Source organism: Salmonella sp. NW38, from assembly GCF_051807745.1.
Lineage (GTDB): Bacteria > Pseudomonadota > Gammaproteobacteria > Enterobacterales > Enterobacteriaceae > Salmonella > Salmonella enterica.
Window position 1 is genome coordinate 277,932 of sequence record NZ_JAMMTO010000003.1, and the last position, 14,987, is coordinate 292,918.

Annotated in this window: 16 protein-coding genes; 11 read left to right on the forward strand and 5 right to left on the reverse strand. The window is 52.8% G+C overall.

Translation table 11 applies throughout. The features are described 5' to 3' along the window. Positions 1-32: 32 nt before the first annotated feature. Complete coding sequence (gene ybjG, locus NA624_RS07595; RefSeq protein ID WP_001531378.1) at positions 33-641, reverse strand: undecaprenyl-diphosphate phosphatase; 609 nt, start codon at positions 639-641, stop codon at positions 33-35. A gap of 312 nt (positions 642-953) precedes the next feature. Here ybjG and NA624_RS07600 point away from each other — a divergent pair, with 312 nt between their 5' ends. Next, complete coding sequence (locus tag NA624_RS07600; RefSeq protein ID WP_001181284.1) at positions 954-2,186, forward strand: MFS transporter; 1,233 nt, start codon at positions 954-956, stop codon at positions 2,184-2,186. A gap of 53 nt (positions 2,187-2,239) precedes the next feature. On the opposite strand, the gene NA624_RS07605 is transcribed toward NA624_RS07600, so the two are convergent. Both NA624_RS07605 and NA624_RS07610 read right to left on the reverse strand, forming a co-directional pair. Beyond that, a complete protein-coding gene (locus tag NA624_RS07605) occupies positions 2,240-3,055 on the reverse strand; it encodes a Cof-type HAD-IIB family hydrolase (protein WP_000023541.1) in 816 nt (271 codons plus the stop codon). After that, the gene (locus tag NA624_RS07610) at positions 3,052-4,263 is read right to left on the reverse strand and encodes an MFS transporter (RefSeq protein WP_000217430.1); all 1,212 of its coding nucleotides are present in this window, start codon (positions 4,261-4,263) and stop codon (positions 3,052-3,054) included. The genes NA624_RS07605 and NA624_RS07610 overlap by 4 nt, the downstream gene beginning before the upstream one ends. Before the next feature lie 167 nt (positions 4,264-4,430). Here NA624_RS07610 and NA624_RS07615 point away from each other — a divergent pair, with 167 nt between their 5' ends. Next, positions 4,431-5,051 carry a TetR/AcrR family transcriptional regulator gene (locus tag NA624_RS07615; protein WP_000661867.1) on the forward strand — a complete coding sequence of 207 codons (621 nt, stop codon included), beginning with the start codon at positions 4,431-4,433 and terminating at the stop codon, positions 5,049-5,051. A 116-nt stretch (positions 5,052-5,167) separates the two neighbouring features. Here the strand turns inward: NA624_RS07615 and NA624_RS07620 are convergent, their stop codons facing one another. Then, positions 5,168-6,853, reverse strand: coding sequence for an aspartate:alanine antiporter (locus NA624_RS07620; RefSeq protein ID WP_001024853.1), 1,686 nt, complete (start codon positions 6,851-6,853; stop codon positions 5,168-5,170). A 270-nt stretch (positions 6,854-7,123) separates the two neighbouring features. Here NA624_RS07620 and NA624_RS07625 point away from each other — a divergent pair, with 270 nt between their 5' ends. After that, positions 7,124-7,501 carry an inner membrane protein YbjM gene (locus NA624_RS07625; protein ID WP_000680850.1) on the forward strand — a complete coding sequence of 126 codons (378 nt, stop codon included), beginning with the start codon at positions 7,124-7,126 and terminating at the stop codon, positions 7,499-7,501. A 31-nt stretch (positions 7,502-7,532) separates the two neighbouring features. Here the strand turns inward: NA624_RS07625 and NA624_RS07630 are convergent, their stop codons facing one another. Continuing rightward, entirely contained in the window at positions 7,533-7,796 is a 264-nt protein-coding gene (locus NA624_RS07630; RefSeq protein ID WP_000495513.1) for a GrxA family glutaredoxin, read from the reverse strand. Positions 7,797-7,965: 169 nt separating this feature from the next. Here NA624_RS07630 and NA624_RS07635 point away from each other — a divergent pair, with 169 nt between their 5' ends. From NA624_RS07635 to potI, 8 genes are all read left to right on the forward strand, one after another. Continuing rightward, entirely contained in the window at positions 7,966-8,256 is a 291-nt protein-coding gene (locus NA624_RS07635; protein ID WP_001259137.1) for a YbjC family protein, read from the forward strand. Continuing rightward, entirely contained in the window at positions 8,240-8,962 is a 723-nt protein-coding gene (nfsA, locus tag NA624_RS07640; RefSeq protein ID WP_000075300.1) for a nitroreductase NfsA, read from the forward strand. The genes NA624_RS07635 and nfsA overlap by 17 nt, the downstream gene beginning before the upstream one ends. Before the next feature lie 57 nt (positions 8,963-9,019). Beyond that, positions 9,020-9,922, forward strand: coding sequence for a 30S ribosomal protein S6--L-glutamate ligase (rimK, locus tag NA624_RS07645; RefSeq protein WP_000684366.1), 903 nt, complete (start codon positions 9,020-9,022; stop codon positions 9,920-9,922). A 95-nt stretch (positions 9,923-10,017) separates the two neighbouring features. Beyond that, positions 10,018-10,494 carry a YbjN domain-containing protein gene (locus NA624_RS07650; RefSeq protein WP_000624810.1) on the forward strand — a complete coding sequence of 159 codons (477 nt, stop codon included), beginning with the start codon at positions 10,018-10,020 and terminating at the stop codon, positions 10,492-10,494. A 348-nt stretch (positions 10,495-10,842) separates the two neighbouring features. Then, positions 10,843-11,955 (forward strand): spermidine/putrescine ABC transporter substrate-binding protein PotF, encoded by a 1,113-nt coding sequence (gene potF, locus NA624_RS07655; protein ID WP_000125769.1) that lies wholly within the window; start codon positions 10,843-10,845, stop codon positions 11,953-11,955. Between the two features lie 87 nt (positions 11,956-12,042). Then, entirely contained in the window at positions 12,043-13,176 is a 1,134-nt protein-coding gene (gene potG, locus NA624_RS07660) for a putrescine ABC transporter ATP-binding subunit PotG (RefSeq protein WP_001000698.1), read from the forward strand. Positions 13,177-13,185: 9 nt separating this feature from the next. Continuing rightward, positions 13,186-14,139 (forward strand): putrescine ABC transporter permease PotH, encoded by a 954-nt coding sequence (gene potH / locus NA624_RS07665; RefSeq protein WP_000105457.1) that lies wholly within the window; start codon positions 13,186-13,188, stop codon positions 14,137-14,139. Then, the gene (potI, locus tag NA624_RS07670; RefSeq protein ID WP_001061629.1) at positions 14,136-14,981 is read left to right on the forward strand and encodes a putrescine ABC transporter permease PotI; all 846 of its coding nucleotides are present in this window, start codon (positions 14,136-14,138) and stop codon (positions 14,979-14,981) included. Before potH ends, potI begins: the two co-directional genes overlap by 4 nt. Positions 14,982-14,987: the final 6 nt, after the last annotated feature.

The following is a 14,987-nucleotide window of genomic DNA, read 5'->3' on the forward strand; positions in this document are numbered from 1 at the left end:
AGAGCGCTTAATATTACTCTTTTTTTCGCTGTTTAGTCACGTACCCAGCCTTTTCGAATGGGCAACGCGAAACAGAAACGGTAACAACGTTGCAGCGCCTGGTAGAGCGGCGCGCCGTACCATTGCCAGATCAGCTGTGCGCTCAGGCAGCCAAGCATCGCTACCAGCAGCGCGCCAATCATATCTAACGGCCAGTGTACGCCGAGATAGACGCGCGACCAGGCGATGGTAATAGCTATCGCCATCATCACGATGCCTGACCAGAGGCGGTGCCAGAACAAAAACGCCAGCGCAAAGGTAAAAATCACCGTACCGTGATCGCTGGGGAACGAGTCATCGGCGGCATGATGCAGGAAGTTATAGCCGATATGATCGACAAACGGACGGTCGTGCGGGAAAAGGTGTCCCATTGTCCAGGAGACCGCCAGACTGATAATCAGCGCGATGCCGATTTTAACGATCAGCTGACGCTGGGCGCAGACCCGATCGCGGGGACCCCACAGCCAGAGTACCACGGCTAAGAGCGGGACGATGTTGATGACATCTTTGGCGATAAAGATAGCGAGCGAAATTGTCCACTGCGCGGAATCAGGCGTGGCGTTAATAAAATAAAACAGCGAGTTGTTAAGGTTTTCCAGCATAACATCCAGGCTCGGAGCAATGAAATCAAAAGGGATAGCCAGCTCATCCCCGTGCAAACTGAGCATAAATGCAGCGTAACAGGGAGGAAAAGCAGTATTGTCTTATTTGGCGGCAACATGAAGAGATTTAAGACAATGGCATAAAATAATGTCGATGATAACGGCGCAAACTTAAATTAACCTTAAAGTACGCAAGCGCTAAGTGGCTTTCTGTAAAAATGTGCGCTATTTCCCTTGCAGCCTCATAATTCGCTATCTCAGTTCCCCGACTTTCATTACACTCTGCGCGGTTTTTATTGGCGAAGAGATGGTATGCAGAATCGTTTACAATCAGGCGGCAGGCTGGGACGTCAGGCGTTGCTTTTTCCTCTCTGTCTGGTGCTGTACGAATTTTCTACTTATATTGGCAACGACATGATCCAGCCGGGTATGCTGGCGGTGGTTGAGCAGTATCAGGCGGGCCTGGACTGGGTTCCGACATCCATGACCGCTTATCTGGCGGGCGGTATGTTCTTACAGTGGCTGCTTGGCCCGTTGTCTGACCGGATTGGCCGTCGTCCCGTGATGCTGGCGGGCGTCGTGTGGTTTATTGTCACCTGCCTGGCGACGTTACTGGCGAAAAACATCGAACAATTTACCTTCCTGCGTTTTTTGCAAGGGATTAGCCTGTGTTTTATCGGCGCTGTAGGGTATGCCGCGATTCAGGAATCCTTTGAGGAGGCGGTGTGTATAAAAATTACCGCGCTGATGGCGAACGTGGCGTTAATCGCGCCGCTACTGGGACCACTGGTTGGGGCGGCATGGGTGCATGTTCTGCCGTGGGAGGGGATGTTTATTTTATTTGCCGCACTGGCCGCTATCGCCTTTTTCGGGCTACAGCGCGCAATGCCGGAGACCGCCACGCGGCGGGGCGAAACGTTGTCATTTAAGGCGCTGGGCCGGGATTATCGGCTGGTGATAAAAAACCGGCGGTTCGTCGCAGGGGCGTTAGCGCTGGGATTTGTCAGCCTGCCGCTGTTGGCCTGGATTGCGCAGTCGCCAATTATCATCATTAGCGGCGAACAGCTCAGCAGCTATGAATATGGTCTGCTACAGGTGCCCGTTTTTGGCGCGCTCATTGCCGGTAATCTGGTGTTGGCGCGTTTAACCTCCCGACGTACGGTTCGCTCGCTGATCGTGATGGGCGGCTGGCCTATCGTCGCGGGGCTGATCATCGCCGCGGCGGCGACGGTGGTTTCATCCCATGCTTATTTATGGATGACGGCGGGATTAAGCGTATACGCTTTTGGCATTGGGCTGGCGAATGCCGGACTGGTGCGTTTGACGCTCTTTTCCAGCGATATGAGTAAAGGAACGGTCTCGGCGGCGATGGGAATGCTACAAATGCTGATTTTTACCGTTGGCATTGAAGTCAGTAAACACGCCTGGTTAAGCGGCGGCAATGGGCTATTTAGCCTGTTTAATCTGGCAAACGGTATTCTTTGGCTACTGCTGATGCTGGTCTTCTTAAAAGATAAGCGGACGGGGAATTTGCAAACAGTCTGAGAGAGCGGCTACGCCTGATAAGCTTTCTGTTATCAGGCATAGAGAGGCATCCGCTAGATGTTAAACGGCGGCTCGTTGTTTAATACGCTGTCGATGATATCCAGCACGCCTTCCTGGTTGTTCGATCCGGCGCGGTATTTCGCCGCCGCCGCGACCGCCTCGCTGGCGTGCGACATGGCAAAACTAAACCCGGCCTGACGCAGCATCTCAATATCGTTGCCGCCGTCGCCGAATACCACCACTTCACTATCATGAATGCCCCAGCGCTGCTGTAACAGACGCAGGCCGTTGGCTTTATGCACGCCGGGAATAATTAAATCAATACTGCCATAGCCGGTATGAACGGGGACCATGATATCGCCAATGGCGTCGTGCAGCGCCGCCTGTACTTCCGGTATCCGTTCATCGGTAATATTAAGGCCGAATTTGAAAAAGACATCGTTGATATTATTAAAATTATCCACAAACTCCAGACGATGATAATACATTGCCGCAACGGCTTTTAACGCATCGTTATACCGTTTCAGCGTGTAGGCGCTGTTTTTTCCACAGGCGATAATCTCCACATCGGCGCGTGTGAGCAGGTGTTCGACAACCGTCTGGAAGTCGGCTTTTGTCAGCTCGCCGTTAAAAATATCCTCTCCTTCGCTGACCACCCAGCCGCCGTTTTCCGCGACAAAAGCGATTTCGTGCGCAATTTCCGGAAAGAAGGAGATTAACTGGTAATACTGGTTGCCGCTGGCCACGACAAAGCGAATGCCTTGCCGCTTCATGTGTTGGTACTGCGCCATAAACCGGTCACGGTTATAGGTTTTTTGATCGCTCAGAAAAGTGCCGTCCATGTCGACGGCGATTAATTTGATACTCATGCGTTATGCTCCATCACCGGTTGCGGAGTCGATACAGGTTTGGCGACGGCCTTCGCCACCAGCGCCGCCAGAATAACCAGCGCCAGCACAACCATCATGGCGCTGCGTAATCCATAGTGCTCTCCCAGATAGCCCAACAGCGGCGGCCCGACCAAAAACGCCAGATAGCCGGTCGTGGCGACAACGCTCACGCGCGTCGGCGCGTCGGGACCGGTATCGCTGGCGGCGGAAATGGTCAGCGGGAAGCCGAGCGAAGCGCCTAAGCCCCAAAGAATGACCGAGACGCCGGCAACCCAGTCGCTATCGACAAAAATAATCAGACCAATGCCCAGCGCTCCCATCAACGCGCTGGCGCGAACAACCGTCACCCGGCTATAGCGGTCAATAAACCAGCCGCCGGTAAAGCGGCCAACGGTCATACCTAGCGTGAAACCGGCGTAGATCAGAGAGCCGGAGGTTGGGCTAAAACCGTGTCCGTCTACCATCAGTAGCGGCAGCCAGTCATTCGCAGAGCCTTCGGCGAATGCCATTGCCAGCACCACCACGCCAATAAGCAAAAGCTGGATGTCCCGATAAAAAGGTAATCCTTTTTCCTGAAGGTGAGCATCTTCCGATGCGTTTTTACCCGTACCGTCAGGGATCGCCCGAATGGCGATAAAAATGGGCGCGATCGCCACGGCAGCCGCGAGGATGATATGGATGTTAGCCGGGACGCTTAATGCGGTTAACGCCATGCCGACACCAGCGCCCGCCAGCGTGCCGAAACTGTAGAAACCATGCATCATCGGCAGAACGGTTTTATTCAGCTCGCGTTCGACCGCCGCGCCTTCGACATTAATCGCCACTTCGGCGGCGCCAAAACTGGCGCCGAAAACGGCTAATCCAAGGGCAAAAATCAGCGGCGAGGCGCACCACAGCGCGACGCTAAGAATAACCATCCCGGTTACTGCGCAGGTCATCGTCGTGCGAATAACCTTTCGGGTGCCAAATCGTTTCACCAGCCAGGCGGAACAAAGAATACCGCTCATTGAACCGATAGAAAGCCCGAATAAGACCGCCCCCATTTCCGCGGTAGAGACGGAAAGAATATCCCGAATAGCAGGCGTTCGGGTTGCCCAGGAGGCCATCAGCAGTCCGGGTAAAAAGAAGAACATAAACAGCGCCCAGGTACGGCGTTTTAAGGCGTTACGTGAGGAGAGGACGGTCATAGCGTCAGGCCAGAAAATAGAAGCGAGAGGTAAACATTAGCAAGCTTGTGTACATTTGTACATATCGTCGTCATACTTCGTTGTGCAGACAGTTTTTACTGTCTATTTTTTCAGCGTAAGCGGCAGGTTACTATAGCCTGCATCCTGAATGAGATGTGGAACTCATCATGAAAGAAAATGCCGTAAGACGCGCCAATGATCCTAAGCGACGGGAAAAAATAATTCAGGCCACACTGGAAGCGGTAAAGACCTATGGCGTTCATGCCGTGACGCACCGGAAAATCGCCGCTATCGCTCAGGTGCCGCTTGGCTCGATGACCTACTATTTTGCCGGTATGGATGCGTTATTGAGTGAAGCTTTTACACTTTTCACCGAGAACATGTCGCATCAATACCAGGACTTTTTTGCGCAGGTGACGGATGCGGAGGGGGCGTGCCAGGCGATAACGGAAATGATTTACGGCTCGCAGGTTACGACGCCGGATAATATGGCGTTAATGTATCAGTTATATGCCTATGCCAGCGATAAGCCAGCGTTAAAAATAGTCATGCAAAACTGGATGCAACGTAGCCAAAATACGCTGGCGCAGTGGTTTGACGCGCAGACCGCCCGCGCGCTGGATGCGTTTATCGAGGGGATGACGTTGCATTTTGTGACGGATCGAACGCCGCTGGCGCGTGAAGCGATTTTACAGATGGTAAAGCGAATCGCCGGAGAGTCAATGTCGTGTCACTCTGCGTCGGGCAACAAAAAACCCACCAACCTTGAACCGAAATGGCGGGGTTGATGGGCTCCACAAAATGGGGACATCAAAGAAAAGCAGTGGCAATAGGTATGACTGATGCTTTAACGAAAAGTTCGACCTATTGGCAAAATTTTTTCACTTAAAGGCAAACTTCAGTTTTATCCTAACCCCGGCCAGATGATGACAATAAGCGTCCCCGCCAGCGTTAGCAGAACGTTGGCGATGGCGTAAGTCCCCGCATAACCCAGCGCTGGAATATTGCTGCGCGCCGTATCGCTAATGATTTCCATCGCCGGGGCGCAGGTACGCGCGCCCATCATGGCGCCAAACAGCAGCGCCCGGTTCATGCGCAGCACATAAGCGCCAAACAAGAAGCAGATCACCACCGGTACCAGGCTGACGACAAGCCCGGCGATCAGCATTTGTCCGCCGACCGCGCCCAGACCGTTGCTGATACCGCTGCCGGCGCTTAAACCAACGCCTGCCATAAATACCATCAAGCCGAATTCTTTCACCATGTTAAGCGCGCCCTGCGGAATATAACCAAAGGTAGGATGGTTAGCGCGCAGGAAACCGAGCATGATCCCGGCGAACAGCAATCCGGCCGCGTTGCCGATGCCGAAACTAAAATTGCTGAACTGGAAGGTAATCATCCCGATCATTAACCCGATGATAAAAAAAGCGCAGAAGGCGAGCAGGTCCGTCACCTGGCTATGGATCGAAATAAAACCAATGCGATCGGCGATGGTTTTTACGCGTCTGGCGTCGCCGCTCACCTGTAACACGTCGCCTTTATTCAGCACGACGTTATCGTCGATAGGCATTTCGATCTGGCTGCGGATGACGCGGTTAAGGAAGCAGCCATGATCGGTCAGCTTGAGCTGAGCGAGGCGGCGACCGACCGCATTGTGGTTTTTCACCACAATTTCTTCCGTCACGATGCGCATATCAAGCAGATCGCGATCAAACACTTCCTTACCATTACGGAAGCTGGGATCGAGCCTGGCGTGCGCGTCCGGATAGCCGACCAGCGCAATCTCATCGCCCATTTGCAGCACCGCATCGCCATCCGGGTTCGCCAGAATACCGTTACGGCGAATACGTTCGATATAGCAGCCTGTCTGACGGTAAATACCCAGCTCGCGCAGGTTTTTGCCGTCAGTCCAGGCCACCAGCTCCGGGCCAACCCGATAGGCGCGGATAACCGGCAAATAAACCTTGCGATTAGCATCGGTATCCAGACCGCGCTCGCGAGCAATTTGCTGGGCGCTGGTTTGCAAATCCTGATGCTGTAGTTTAGGCAAGTAGCGCGCGCCCACGATCAGACTGACCAAGCCAATCAGATAGGTCAGGGCATAGCCCAGGCTCAGATTATCAAGAGCGGAGGAGAGTTGGGTGCTGGCGATGCCGGAATGTCGCAGGGTATCGCCTGCGCCAACCAGCACGGGCGTGGATGTCATTGAGCCGGCCAGCATACCGGCCGTCAGGCCGATATCCCAGCCGAATAGCTTACCAAGGCCTAAGGCGATTAGCAGAGCGCTACCGACCATGACCAGGGCAAGCATCAGATAATTTTTACCGTCGCGAAAAAAAATCGAAAAAAAGTTGGGGCCAGCCTCGACGCCGACACAAAAAATAAACAGCATAAATCCCAGATTTAGCGCGTCGGTGTTAATACTGAAGTGTTGCTGCCCTAATAATAGAGAGACCACTAAAACGCCAATGGAATTACCAAGTTGGACTGAACCCAGACGTAACTTGCCAAGACACAGGCCAAGAGCCAGGACCACAAATAATAACAGGATGTAATTCCCATTTAACAAATCTGCGACGTTTATATTCACGGAGACTAACTTCTTGTTTACGAGTAAGCTGTTGAAAGAAATGGTAATTTACGCTACTGTTTTTATCATGAATTAAGGGTGCAATCGTATTGCATACAGCATCCAAATAAAAACAACACAACAATATATCCTGCTAGTTTAATCTTATTGCGTACTAACGGCTATAAGAATCGTGCAGGTGTGTTTTTGGCATGGAATGCCACATGACTTTATCTGACTGGATGCCTCACGGCGGAAAGCGTGTTCGATAGAGAGTGTCAGGAGGAACGATTGAAACATAAACACGGGTGGGCAAGCGTTGTCTGCTGCTTTGTACTCTTTATTGTGGTGTGTCTTTCATTAACTATGCATGTACAAGGCGCTTTTCGCGCGGCAGGGCATCCTGAGATTGGACTGTTATTTTTTACGTTGCCTGGTGCGGTGGCCAGTTTTTGTTCTCACCGACGCGAGGTGATCCGACCGCTGATCGGGGCGATGCTGGCGGCGCCGTTTTGCCTGGTGTTAATGCGCGTGGTATTTATGCCTACCCGATCGTTTTGGCAAGAACTGGCGTGGTTATTTAGCGCCGTATTCTGGTGTGCGTTAGGCGCGCTCTGTTATTTGTTTATTAGCAGCCTGTTTAGCCACCGGCGAAAAAAACGCCGGTAGCGCCCTCCGGTAGAGGGCGTTGCCAGAGCAATCAGGCGAAAAGATTCAGATTTTCTTTTGCCCATGCTTCAAAATCTGTACAGCCGCCGATATGTTTTTGATCGACAAAAATCTGCGGTACGGTTTCTACAGGTTTACCTACGGTTTTTTCCAAATCCGCTTTAGTAATGCCTTCGGCATGGATATCAATATAGCGGTAGTTGAAATCGTCGCGTTCTTTGCTCAGTTTTTCCGCCAACTCTTTTGCACGCACGCAATAAGGGCACCCTGGGCGGCCAAAAATAACAGTAAACATATCTCTCCTCGAACATAAAGCCAGACGGCGAACAGGTGTTATCATGCCGCGATTTACGGCAGATGAAAAGCAGGTTACGCCTGTTCCTTTGATAACCCAGGGCTATATCTGTTAAGCACGCCGGACCAGAACGTTCTACACTGTGCGTCAGTTTACCGGGAGGCTTGATATGCGCACGATTGGCGTGTTACCCAAAAGCGTACTGATACTGGAATACCTCGGTATGATTTTGCTGGCGCTTGCTCTGCTATCGCTTAATCATTACCTTACGCTGCCCGCGCCGTTCAATACGCCGCTGGCTGGCGTATTGATGGTTTTCCTGGGCGTCGTGTTGATCCTCCCCGCCGCGGTGGCGATGATGTGGCGTATTGCGCAGTTACTGGCGCCGCAGTTGATGAAACGTCCACCCGACATTTCTTCCCGTTCAGATAGAGAAAAGCATAATGAGTCCGACCATTGAACTTCTTTGTGGCCATCGTTCTATTCGCCATTTCACCGATGAACCCGTGACTGACGCGCAGCGAGAGGCCATTATTGCCGCCGCGCGCAGCACGTCCAGTTCCAGTTTTTTACAGTGCAGCTCTATTATCCGTATTACCGATCGGGCGCTGCGCGAGGCGTTAGTGCCCCTGACGGGCGGGCAAAAGCATGTGGCGCAGGCCGCTGAGTTCTGGGTATTTTGCGCCGATTTTAATCGTCATTTGCAGATCTGCCCTGACGCGCAGTTGGGGCTTGCCGAACAACTGCTGCTCGGTGTCGTCGATACGGCGATGATGGGGCAAAATGCGCTGACGGCGGCGGAATCACTGGGGTTAGGCGGCGTGTATATCGGCGGCATTCGTAACAATATTGAATCTGTTACCGAACTGTTAAAATTGCCGAAGCATGTATTGCCGCTCTTTGGCCTGTGTTTGGGATGGCCTGCGGATAATCCGGATCTGAAACCGCGCCTGCCTGCAGAGCTTGTGGTTCATGAGAACCAGTATCAACCGCTTGATGAAAAGCTGCTGGCGCGCTATGACGAGCAGTTGGCTGAGTATTATCTGACCCGAGGCAGTAATACGCGACGCGATACCTGGAGCGATCATATCCGTCGCACCCTGATTAAAGAAAATCGCCCATTTATCCTTGAATATTTGCATAAACAGGGCTGGGCGACGCGCTAAAACCTGCGGGCCAGTGTATGATACGCGGGCTTTTCAGGGTTTTCAGCGAGGTGCAGGGTGAAAATTGCCATATTGTCCAGGGATGGAACGCTCTATTCTTGCAAACGTCTGCGCGAAGCGGCGATGCGGCGCGGCCATCTGGTCGAGATACTCGATCCTCTTTCCTGCTATATGAATATTAATCCGGCTGCGTCGTCGATCCATTACAAGGGGCGTCGTCTGCCCCATTATGACGCCGTTATTCCCCGTATTGGTTCGGCCATTACCTTTTATGGTACCGCTGCGCTACGTCAGTTTGAGCTACTGGGTAGCTATCCGCTGAATGAATCCGTCGCCATTACCCGCGCGCGCGATAAGCTGCGATCGCTACAACTTCTGGCGCGCCAGGGGATCGATCTTCCCATTACCGGGATCGCCCATTCTCCGGATGACACCAGCGATCTTATTAAGATGGTTGGCGGGGCGCCGCTGGTCGTGAAGCTGGTAGAAGGCACGCAAGGGATCGGCGTGGTATTGGCGGAGACGCGTCAGGCTGCTGAAAGCGTTATTGATGCGTTTCGGGGGCTGAATGCCCATATTTTGGTTCAGGAATACATTGCCGAAGCTAAAGGATGCGATATTCGTTGTCTGGTCGTCGGCAATGAGGTTGTGGCGGCGATTGAGCGGTGCGCGAAAGCCGGTGATTTTCGCTCCAATCTTCATCGTGGCGGGGTGGCCAGCATCGCGACGATCACGCCCCGTGAACGGGATATCGCCATCAAAGCCGCACAGACGCTGGGGCTGGATGTGGCGGGTGTCGATATTTTACGCGCCGCGCGCGGGCCGCTGGTGATGGAGGTGAATGCCTCGCCGGGACTGGAAGGTATCGAAAAGACTACGGGCGTGGATATCGCGGGGCGAATGATTCAGTGGATAGAACGTCACGCTACGCCTGAATTTTGCCTTAAAATCGGCGGCTAATCGCAATCGTGGATTCCGCCGTAGTACGAAGCACGCTTTTTGCGTAAGCTGTGCCGGTAATTTTTCATCGTCATCGTAAGAGGTAGCACATTATTATGATATCACTGGTCGTTCCCACTCTGGATACGTTGCGTCAATGGCTCGACGACCTGGGCATGAATTTCTTCGAATGTGATACCTGCCAGGCGCTGCATTTGCCGCATATGCAGAATTTTGACGGCGTCTACGATGCTAAAATCGATTTGGTGGACAACACCATTCTTTTTTCCGCGATGGCGGAGGTCAGGCCTTCCGCGTTGCTGCCGCTGGCGGCCGATCTCTCTGCTATCAACGCCAGTTCGTTGACGGTAAAAGCCTTTCTCGATATGCAGGATGATAATCTGCCAAAACTGGTTGTGTGCCAGTCTTTATCCGTTATGCAAGGCGTCACCTACGAACAGTTCGAATGGTTTGTTCGCCAAAGTGAAGAGCAGATTTCTATGGTGATCCTTGAGGCCGGGGCGCATCAGCTTCTGTTTAACGCGGAAGAAGACGCGCAAAAAACCAGCGCGGTTGACCATTTTCTTCACTGATCCCTCCCGATAATCAGGCAGTCGCTGCCAGCGCGGCTGCTGTTTACGTTTTTTTATGCTGCCGTTAACCTTTATTTAAAGAATTATTCACCTCCTTTCTGACCATTTCGCTTTATCACATAGACAAAACCTGCATAAAAAATTGATAAAAGGCGTTTTTTAATCTGGGCTATAGCCTCAAACCTTAGCTAAAGTTATTCTTGCGAAGCTTCTATAGCGAGCTTGATGGCAGGGAGGGCGACCTCTCTTCTTCATTTGTATCAAATGAAAAGGTATGCACATTTCAGGCATGTTTTAAACCACGCCTAATGGGTTCATTTGTTAACGGATTTCAGAAGGAAAGCGATGATGACCGCCTTAAAGAAAAAATGGCTATCGGGTCTGGTTGCGGGTGCTCTGATGGTCGTCTCTGTCGGCACGCTCGCTGCCGAACAAAAAACGCTGCACATTTATAACTGGTCAGATTATATCGCGCCGGACACGGTGGCGAACTTTGAAAAAGAGACCGGGATTAACGTTATCTATGATGTCTTTGACTCTAACGAAGTGCTGGAAGGCAAGTTAATGGCAGGCAGCACCGGGTTCGATCTGGTGGTGCCATCGGCCAGTTTTCTTGAGCGCCAGCTCACCGCGGGCGTTTTTCAGCCGCTGGATAAAAGCAAACTTCCCGGCTGGAAAAACCTCGATCCTGAACTGCTGAAACTGGTAGCGAAGCACGATCCTGACAACAAATACGCCATGCCTTATATGTGGGCCACGACGGGCATTGGTTATAACGTTGATAAAGTGAAAGCGGTGCTGGGGGATGATGCGCCAGTGAATAGCTGGGATTTAGTCCTCAAGCCGGAAAATCTGGAGAAGCTAAAAAGCTGCGGCGTCTCTTTCCTTGATGCGCCTGAAGAAATTTTTGCCACCGTGCTGAACTATCTGGGTAAAGATCCGAATAGCAGCAAAGCGGATGACTACACCGGCCCGGCAACCGATCTGTTGTTGAAGCTACGGCCAAACATTCGCTATTTCCACTCCTCGCAATACATTAACGATCTGGCTAATGGCGATACCTGTGTGGCCATCGGCTGGGCGGGCGATGTCTGGCAGGCCGCTAACCGGGCGAAAGAGGCGAAAAATGGCGTCAATATCTCTTTCTCGATCCCCAAAGAGGGGGCAATGGCATTTTTTGATGTGTTTGCCATGCCGGCTGACGCCAAAAATAAAGACGAGGCCTACCAGTTCCTTAATTATCTGTTGCGCCCTGATGTGATTGCCCATATTTCCGATCACGTTTTCTACGCCAATGCGAATAAAGAGGCGACGGCGCTGGTCAGCCAGCAGGTGCGCGATAACCCGGGAATTTATCCGCCGGCGGATGTGCGGGCCAAGTTGTTTACCCTGAAAGTGCAGGAGCCGAAGATTGATCGCGTCCGCACCCGCGCATGGACGAAGGTGAAAAGTGGTAAGTAATTGATTAACGGTATGGCCTGATAAGCGTGCGCTATCGGGCATTCCACCGTTTGTATCGTTTGATTGTGTTATGCCGGAGAGCGCCTTGTGAATGATGTCCCCCACCGCCCGCAGGTGAAAACCCGTAAAGCGCTGACGCCGCTTCTGGAAATTCGCAACCTGACGAAGTCATTCGACGGGCAACATGCTGTCGATGATGTCAGTCTGACTATCTATAAAGGCGAGATTTTTGCCCTGCTGGGCGCGTCAGGTTGTGGAAAATCGACTCTGCTACGGATGCTGGCAGGTTTTGAACCGCCGAGCAGCGGGCAAATTATGCTCGACGGCGTCGATCTGGCGCATGTTCCGCCGTATCAGCGTCCAATTAATATGATGTTTCAGTCCTATGCGTTGTTTCCGCATATGACGGTAGAGCAGAACATCGCTTTTGGTCTGAAGCAGGACAAACTGCCGAAGGCGGAGATTACCAGCCGCGTCAATGAGATGCTGGGTCTGGTGCACATGCAGGAGTTTGCGAAACGTAAGCCGCATCAGCTTTCCGGCGGTCAGCGTCAGCGCGTGGCCCTGGCTCGCAGCCTGGCGAAACGTCCTAAGCTGCTCTTGTTGGATGAACCGATGGGCGCGCTGGATAAAAAATTACGCGACCGGATGCAGCTTGAAGTGGTGGATATCCTTGAGCGCGTCGGCGTGACCTGCGTCATGGTGACGCACGATCAGGAAGAAGCGATGACGATGGCGGGGCGCATTGCCATCATGAACCGTGGAAAATTTGTGCAAATTGGCGAACCGGAGGAGATTTACGAGCATCCGACGACCCGCTACAGCGCCGAATTTATCGGATCGGTAAATGTTTTTGAGGGCTTACTGAAAGCGCGTGAAGAGGACGGTCTGGTCATTGACGCGCCCGGTTTGGTTCATCCGTTAAAAGTCGATGCAGATGCCTCTGTCGTTGATAATGTGCCGGTATATGTGGCGCTACGTCCGGAAAAAATCATGCTGTGTGAGTCGCCGCCTGCCGATGGCTATAATTTCGCCGTCGGCGAAGTGGCGCATATTGCGTATCTCGGCGATCTGTCTATTTATCATGTGCGGCTAAAAAGCGGGCAGATGATCAGCGCTCAACTGCAGAATGCGCACCGTTACCGGAAAGGGTTACCGACCTGGGGCGATGAAGTGCGTTTGTGCTGGGAAGCGGATAGCTGCGTGGTCCTGACGGTATAAGGGGGAAACATGAGCACACTTGAACCTCCGGCACGCATCAGTAAACCTGGCAGTGCGGCGCTATGGTTGGCGCGAATGCAAATGAAACATGGGCGTAAGCTGGTTATTGCTTTGCCTTATATCTGGCTCATTCTGCTGTTTTTACTGCCGTTTCTTATCGTCTTTAAGATAAGCCTGGCGGAAATGGCGAGGGCGATCCCGCCGTATACCGATCTGCTGGAATGGGCTGACGGTCAGTTGTCGATTACGCTCAACCTCGGCAATTTTTTGCAACTGACCGACGATCCGCTTTATTTCGAAGCCTATCTGCAATCGTTACAAATTGCCGGTATTTCCACAATCTGCTGCCTGCTGTTGGGCTACCCGCTGGCGTGGGCGGTGGCGCACAGCAAGCCCTCCACGCGCAATATCCTGCTGCTGTTGGTGATCCTGCCCTCGTGGACATCTTTTTTAATACGCGTCTATGCCTGGATGAGCATTTTGAAAAACAACGGCGTGCTGAACAATGTGTTGCTGTGGCTAGGGGTTATCGATCAGCCGCTGACGATCCTGCACACTAACCTGGCCGTCTATATCGGCATTGTTTATGCTTATCTGCCGTTTATGGTTCTGCCCATTTATACCGCATTGACGCGCATTGATTATTCGCTGGTGGAAGCGTCGCTGGATCTCGGCGCCCGACCGCTGAAAACGTTTTTTAGCATCATTGTACCGCTCACCAAAGGCGGAATCATCGCCGGCTCGATGCTGGTTTTTATCCCGGCGGTGGGCGAGTTCGTGATCCCGGAACTGCTTGGCGGGCCGGACAGTATCATGATTGGTCGCGTTCTGTGGCAGGAGTTTTTCAATAACCGCGACTGGCCGGTGGCTTCTGCGGTCGCCATTATTATGTTGCTGCTGCTGATAGTACCGATCATGTGGTTCCATAAACATCAGCAAAAAAGTGTGGGGGAGCACGGATGAATAACTTACCGGTCGTTCGCTCGCCCTGGCGCATTCTGATTCTGGTGCTGGGGTTTACTTTTCTCTATGCGCCGATGTTAATGTTGGTGATTTACTCGTTTAACAGTTCGAAGCTGGTGACGGTGTGGGCGGGATGGTCGACGCGCTGGTATGGCGAGCTCTTTCGGGATACCGCCATGATGAGCGCAGTGGGCCTAAGCCTGACAATTGCCGCCTGCGCGGCGACGATGGCGGTGGTGCTCGGTACCATTGCCGCGGTGGTGATGGTGCGATTTGGACGGTTTCGCGGCGCAAACGGCTTTGCGTTTATGATCACCGCGCCGCTGGTGATGCCGGATGTGATTACCGGGCTGTCGCTGCTGCTGCTGTTTGTCGCGCTCGGTCATGCTATCGGCTGGCCCTCCGATCGCGGGATGCTGACCATCTGGTTGGCGCACGTCACTTTCTGTACCGCCTATGTGGCAGTGGTGATCGCTTCGCGATTACGCGAACTGGATCGTTCGATTGAAGAGGCGGCGATGGATCTTGGCGCGGCGCCGTTGAAGGTCTTTTTTGTCATTACGTTACCGATGATCATGCCAGCGGTGATCTCGGGCTGGCTGTTGGCCTTTACGCTTTCCCTTGACGATCTGGTGATTGCCAGCTTCGTTTCCGGTCCCGGCGCCACCACGCTACCGATGCTAGTTTTCTCCAGCGTGCGCATGGGCGTGAACCCGGAAATCAACGCGCTGGCGACGTTAATCCTCGGCGTGGTAGGAATCGTCGGATTTATTGCCTGGTACCTGATGGCGCGAGCGGAAAAACAGCGGATTCGCGATATCCAGCGTGCAAGACGCGGCTGAAGCCAC

Excerpts from the sequence above, each read along its gene's own strand:
- ybjG (WP_001531378.1), bottom strand. The coding sequence starts at position 641 with ATGCTGGAAAACCTTAACAACTCGCTGTTTTATTTTATTAACGCCACG.
- NA624_RS07600 (WP_001181284.1), top strand. The coding sequence starts at position 954 with ATGCAGAATCGTTTACAATCAGGCGGCAGGCTGGGACGTCAGGCGTTG.
- NA624_RS07605 (WP_000023541.1), bottom strand. The coding sequence starts at position 3,055 with ATGAGTATCAAATTAATCGCCGTCGACATGGACGGCACTTTTCTGAGC.
- NA624_RS07610 (WP_000217430.1), bottom strand. The coding sequence starts at position 4,263 with ATGACCGTCCTCTCCTCACGTAACGCCTTAAAACGCCGTACCTGGGCG.
- NA624_RS07615 (WP_000661867.1), top strand. The coding sequence starts at position 4,431 with ATGAAAGAAAATGCCGTAAGACGCGCCAATGATCCTAAGCGACGGGAA.
- NA624_RS07630 (WP_000495513.1), bottom strand. The coding sequence starts at position 7,796 with ATGTTTACTGTTATTTTTGGCCGCCCAGGGTGCCCTTATTGCGTGCGT.
- NA624_RS07635 (WP_001259137.1), top strand. The coding sequence starts at position 7,966 with ATGCGCACGATTGGCGTGTTACCCAAAAGCGTACTGATACTGGAATAC.
- nfsA (WP_000075300.1), top strand. The coding sequence starts at position 8,240 with ATGAGTCCGACCATTGAACTTCTTTGTGGCCATCGTTCTATTCGCCAT.
- NA624_RS07650 (WP_000624810.1), top strand. The coding sequence starts at position 10,018 with ATGATATCACTGGTCGTTCCCACTCTGGATACGTTGCGTCAATGGCTC.
- potF (WP_000125769.1), top strand. The coding sequence starts at position 10,843 with ATGACCGCCTTAAAGAAAAAATGGCTATCGGGTCTGGTTGCGGGTGCT.
- potH (WP_000105457.1), top strand. The coding sequence starts at position 13,186 with ATGAGCACACTTGAACCTCCGGCACGCATCAGTAAACCTGGCAGTGCG.
- potI (WP_001061629.1), top strand. The coding sequence starts at position 14,136 with ATGAATAACTTACCGGTCGTTCGCTCGCCCTGGCGCATTCTGATTCTG.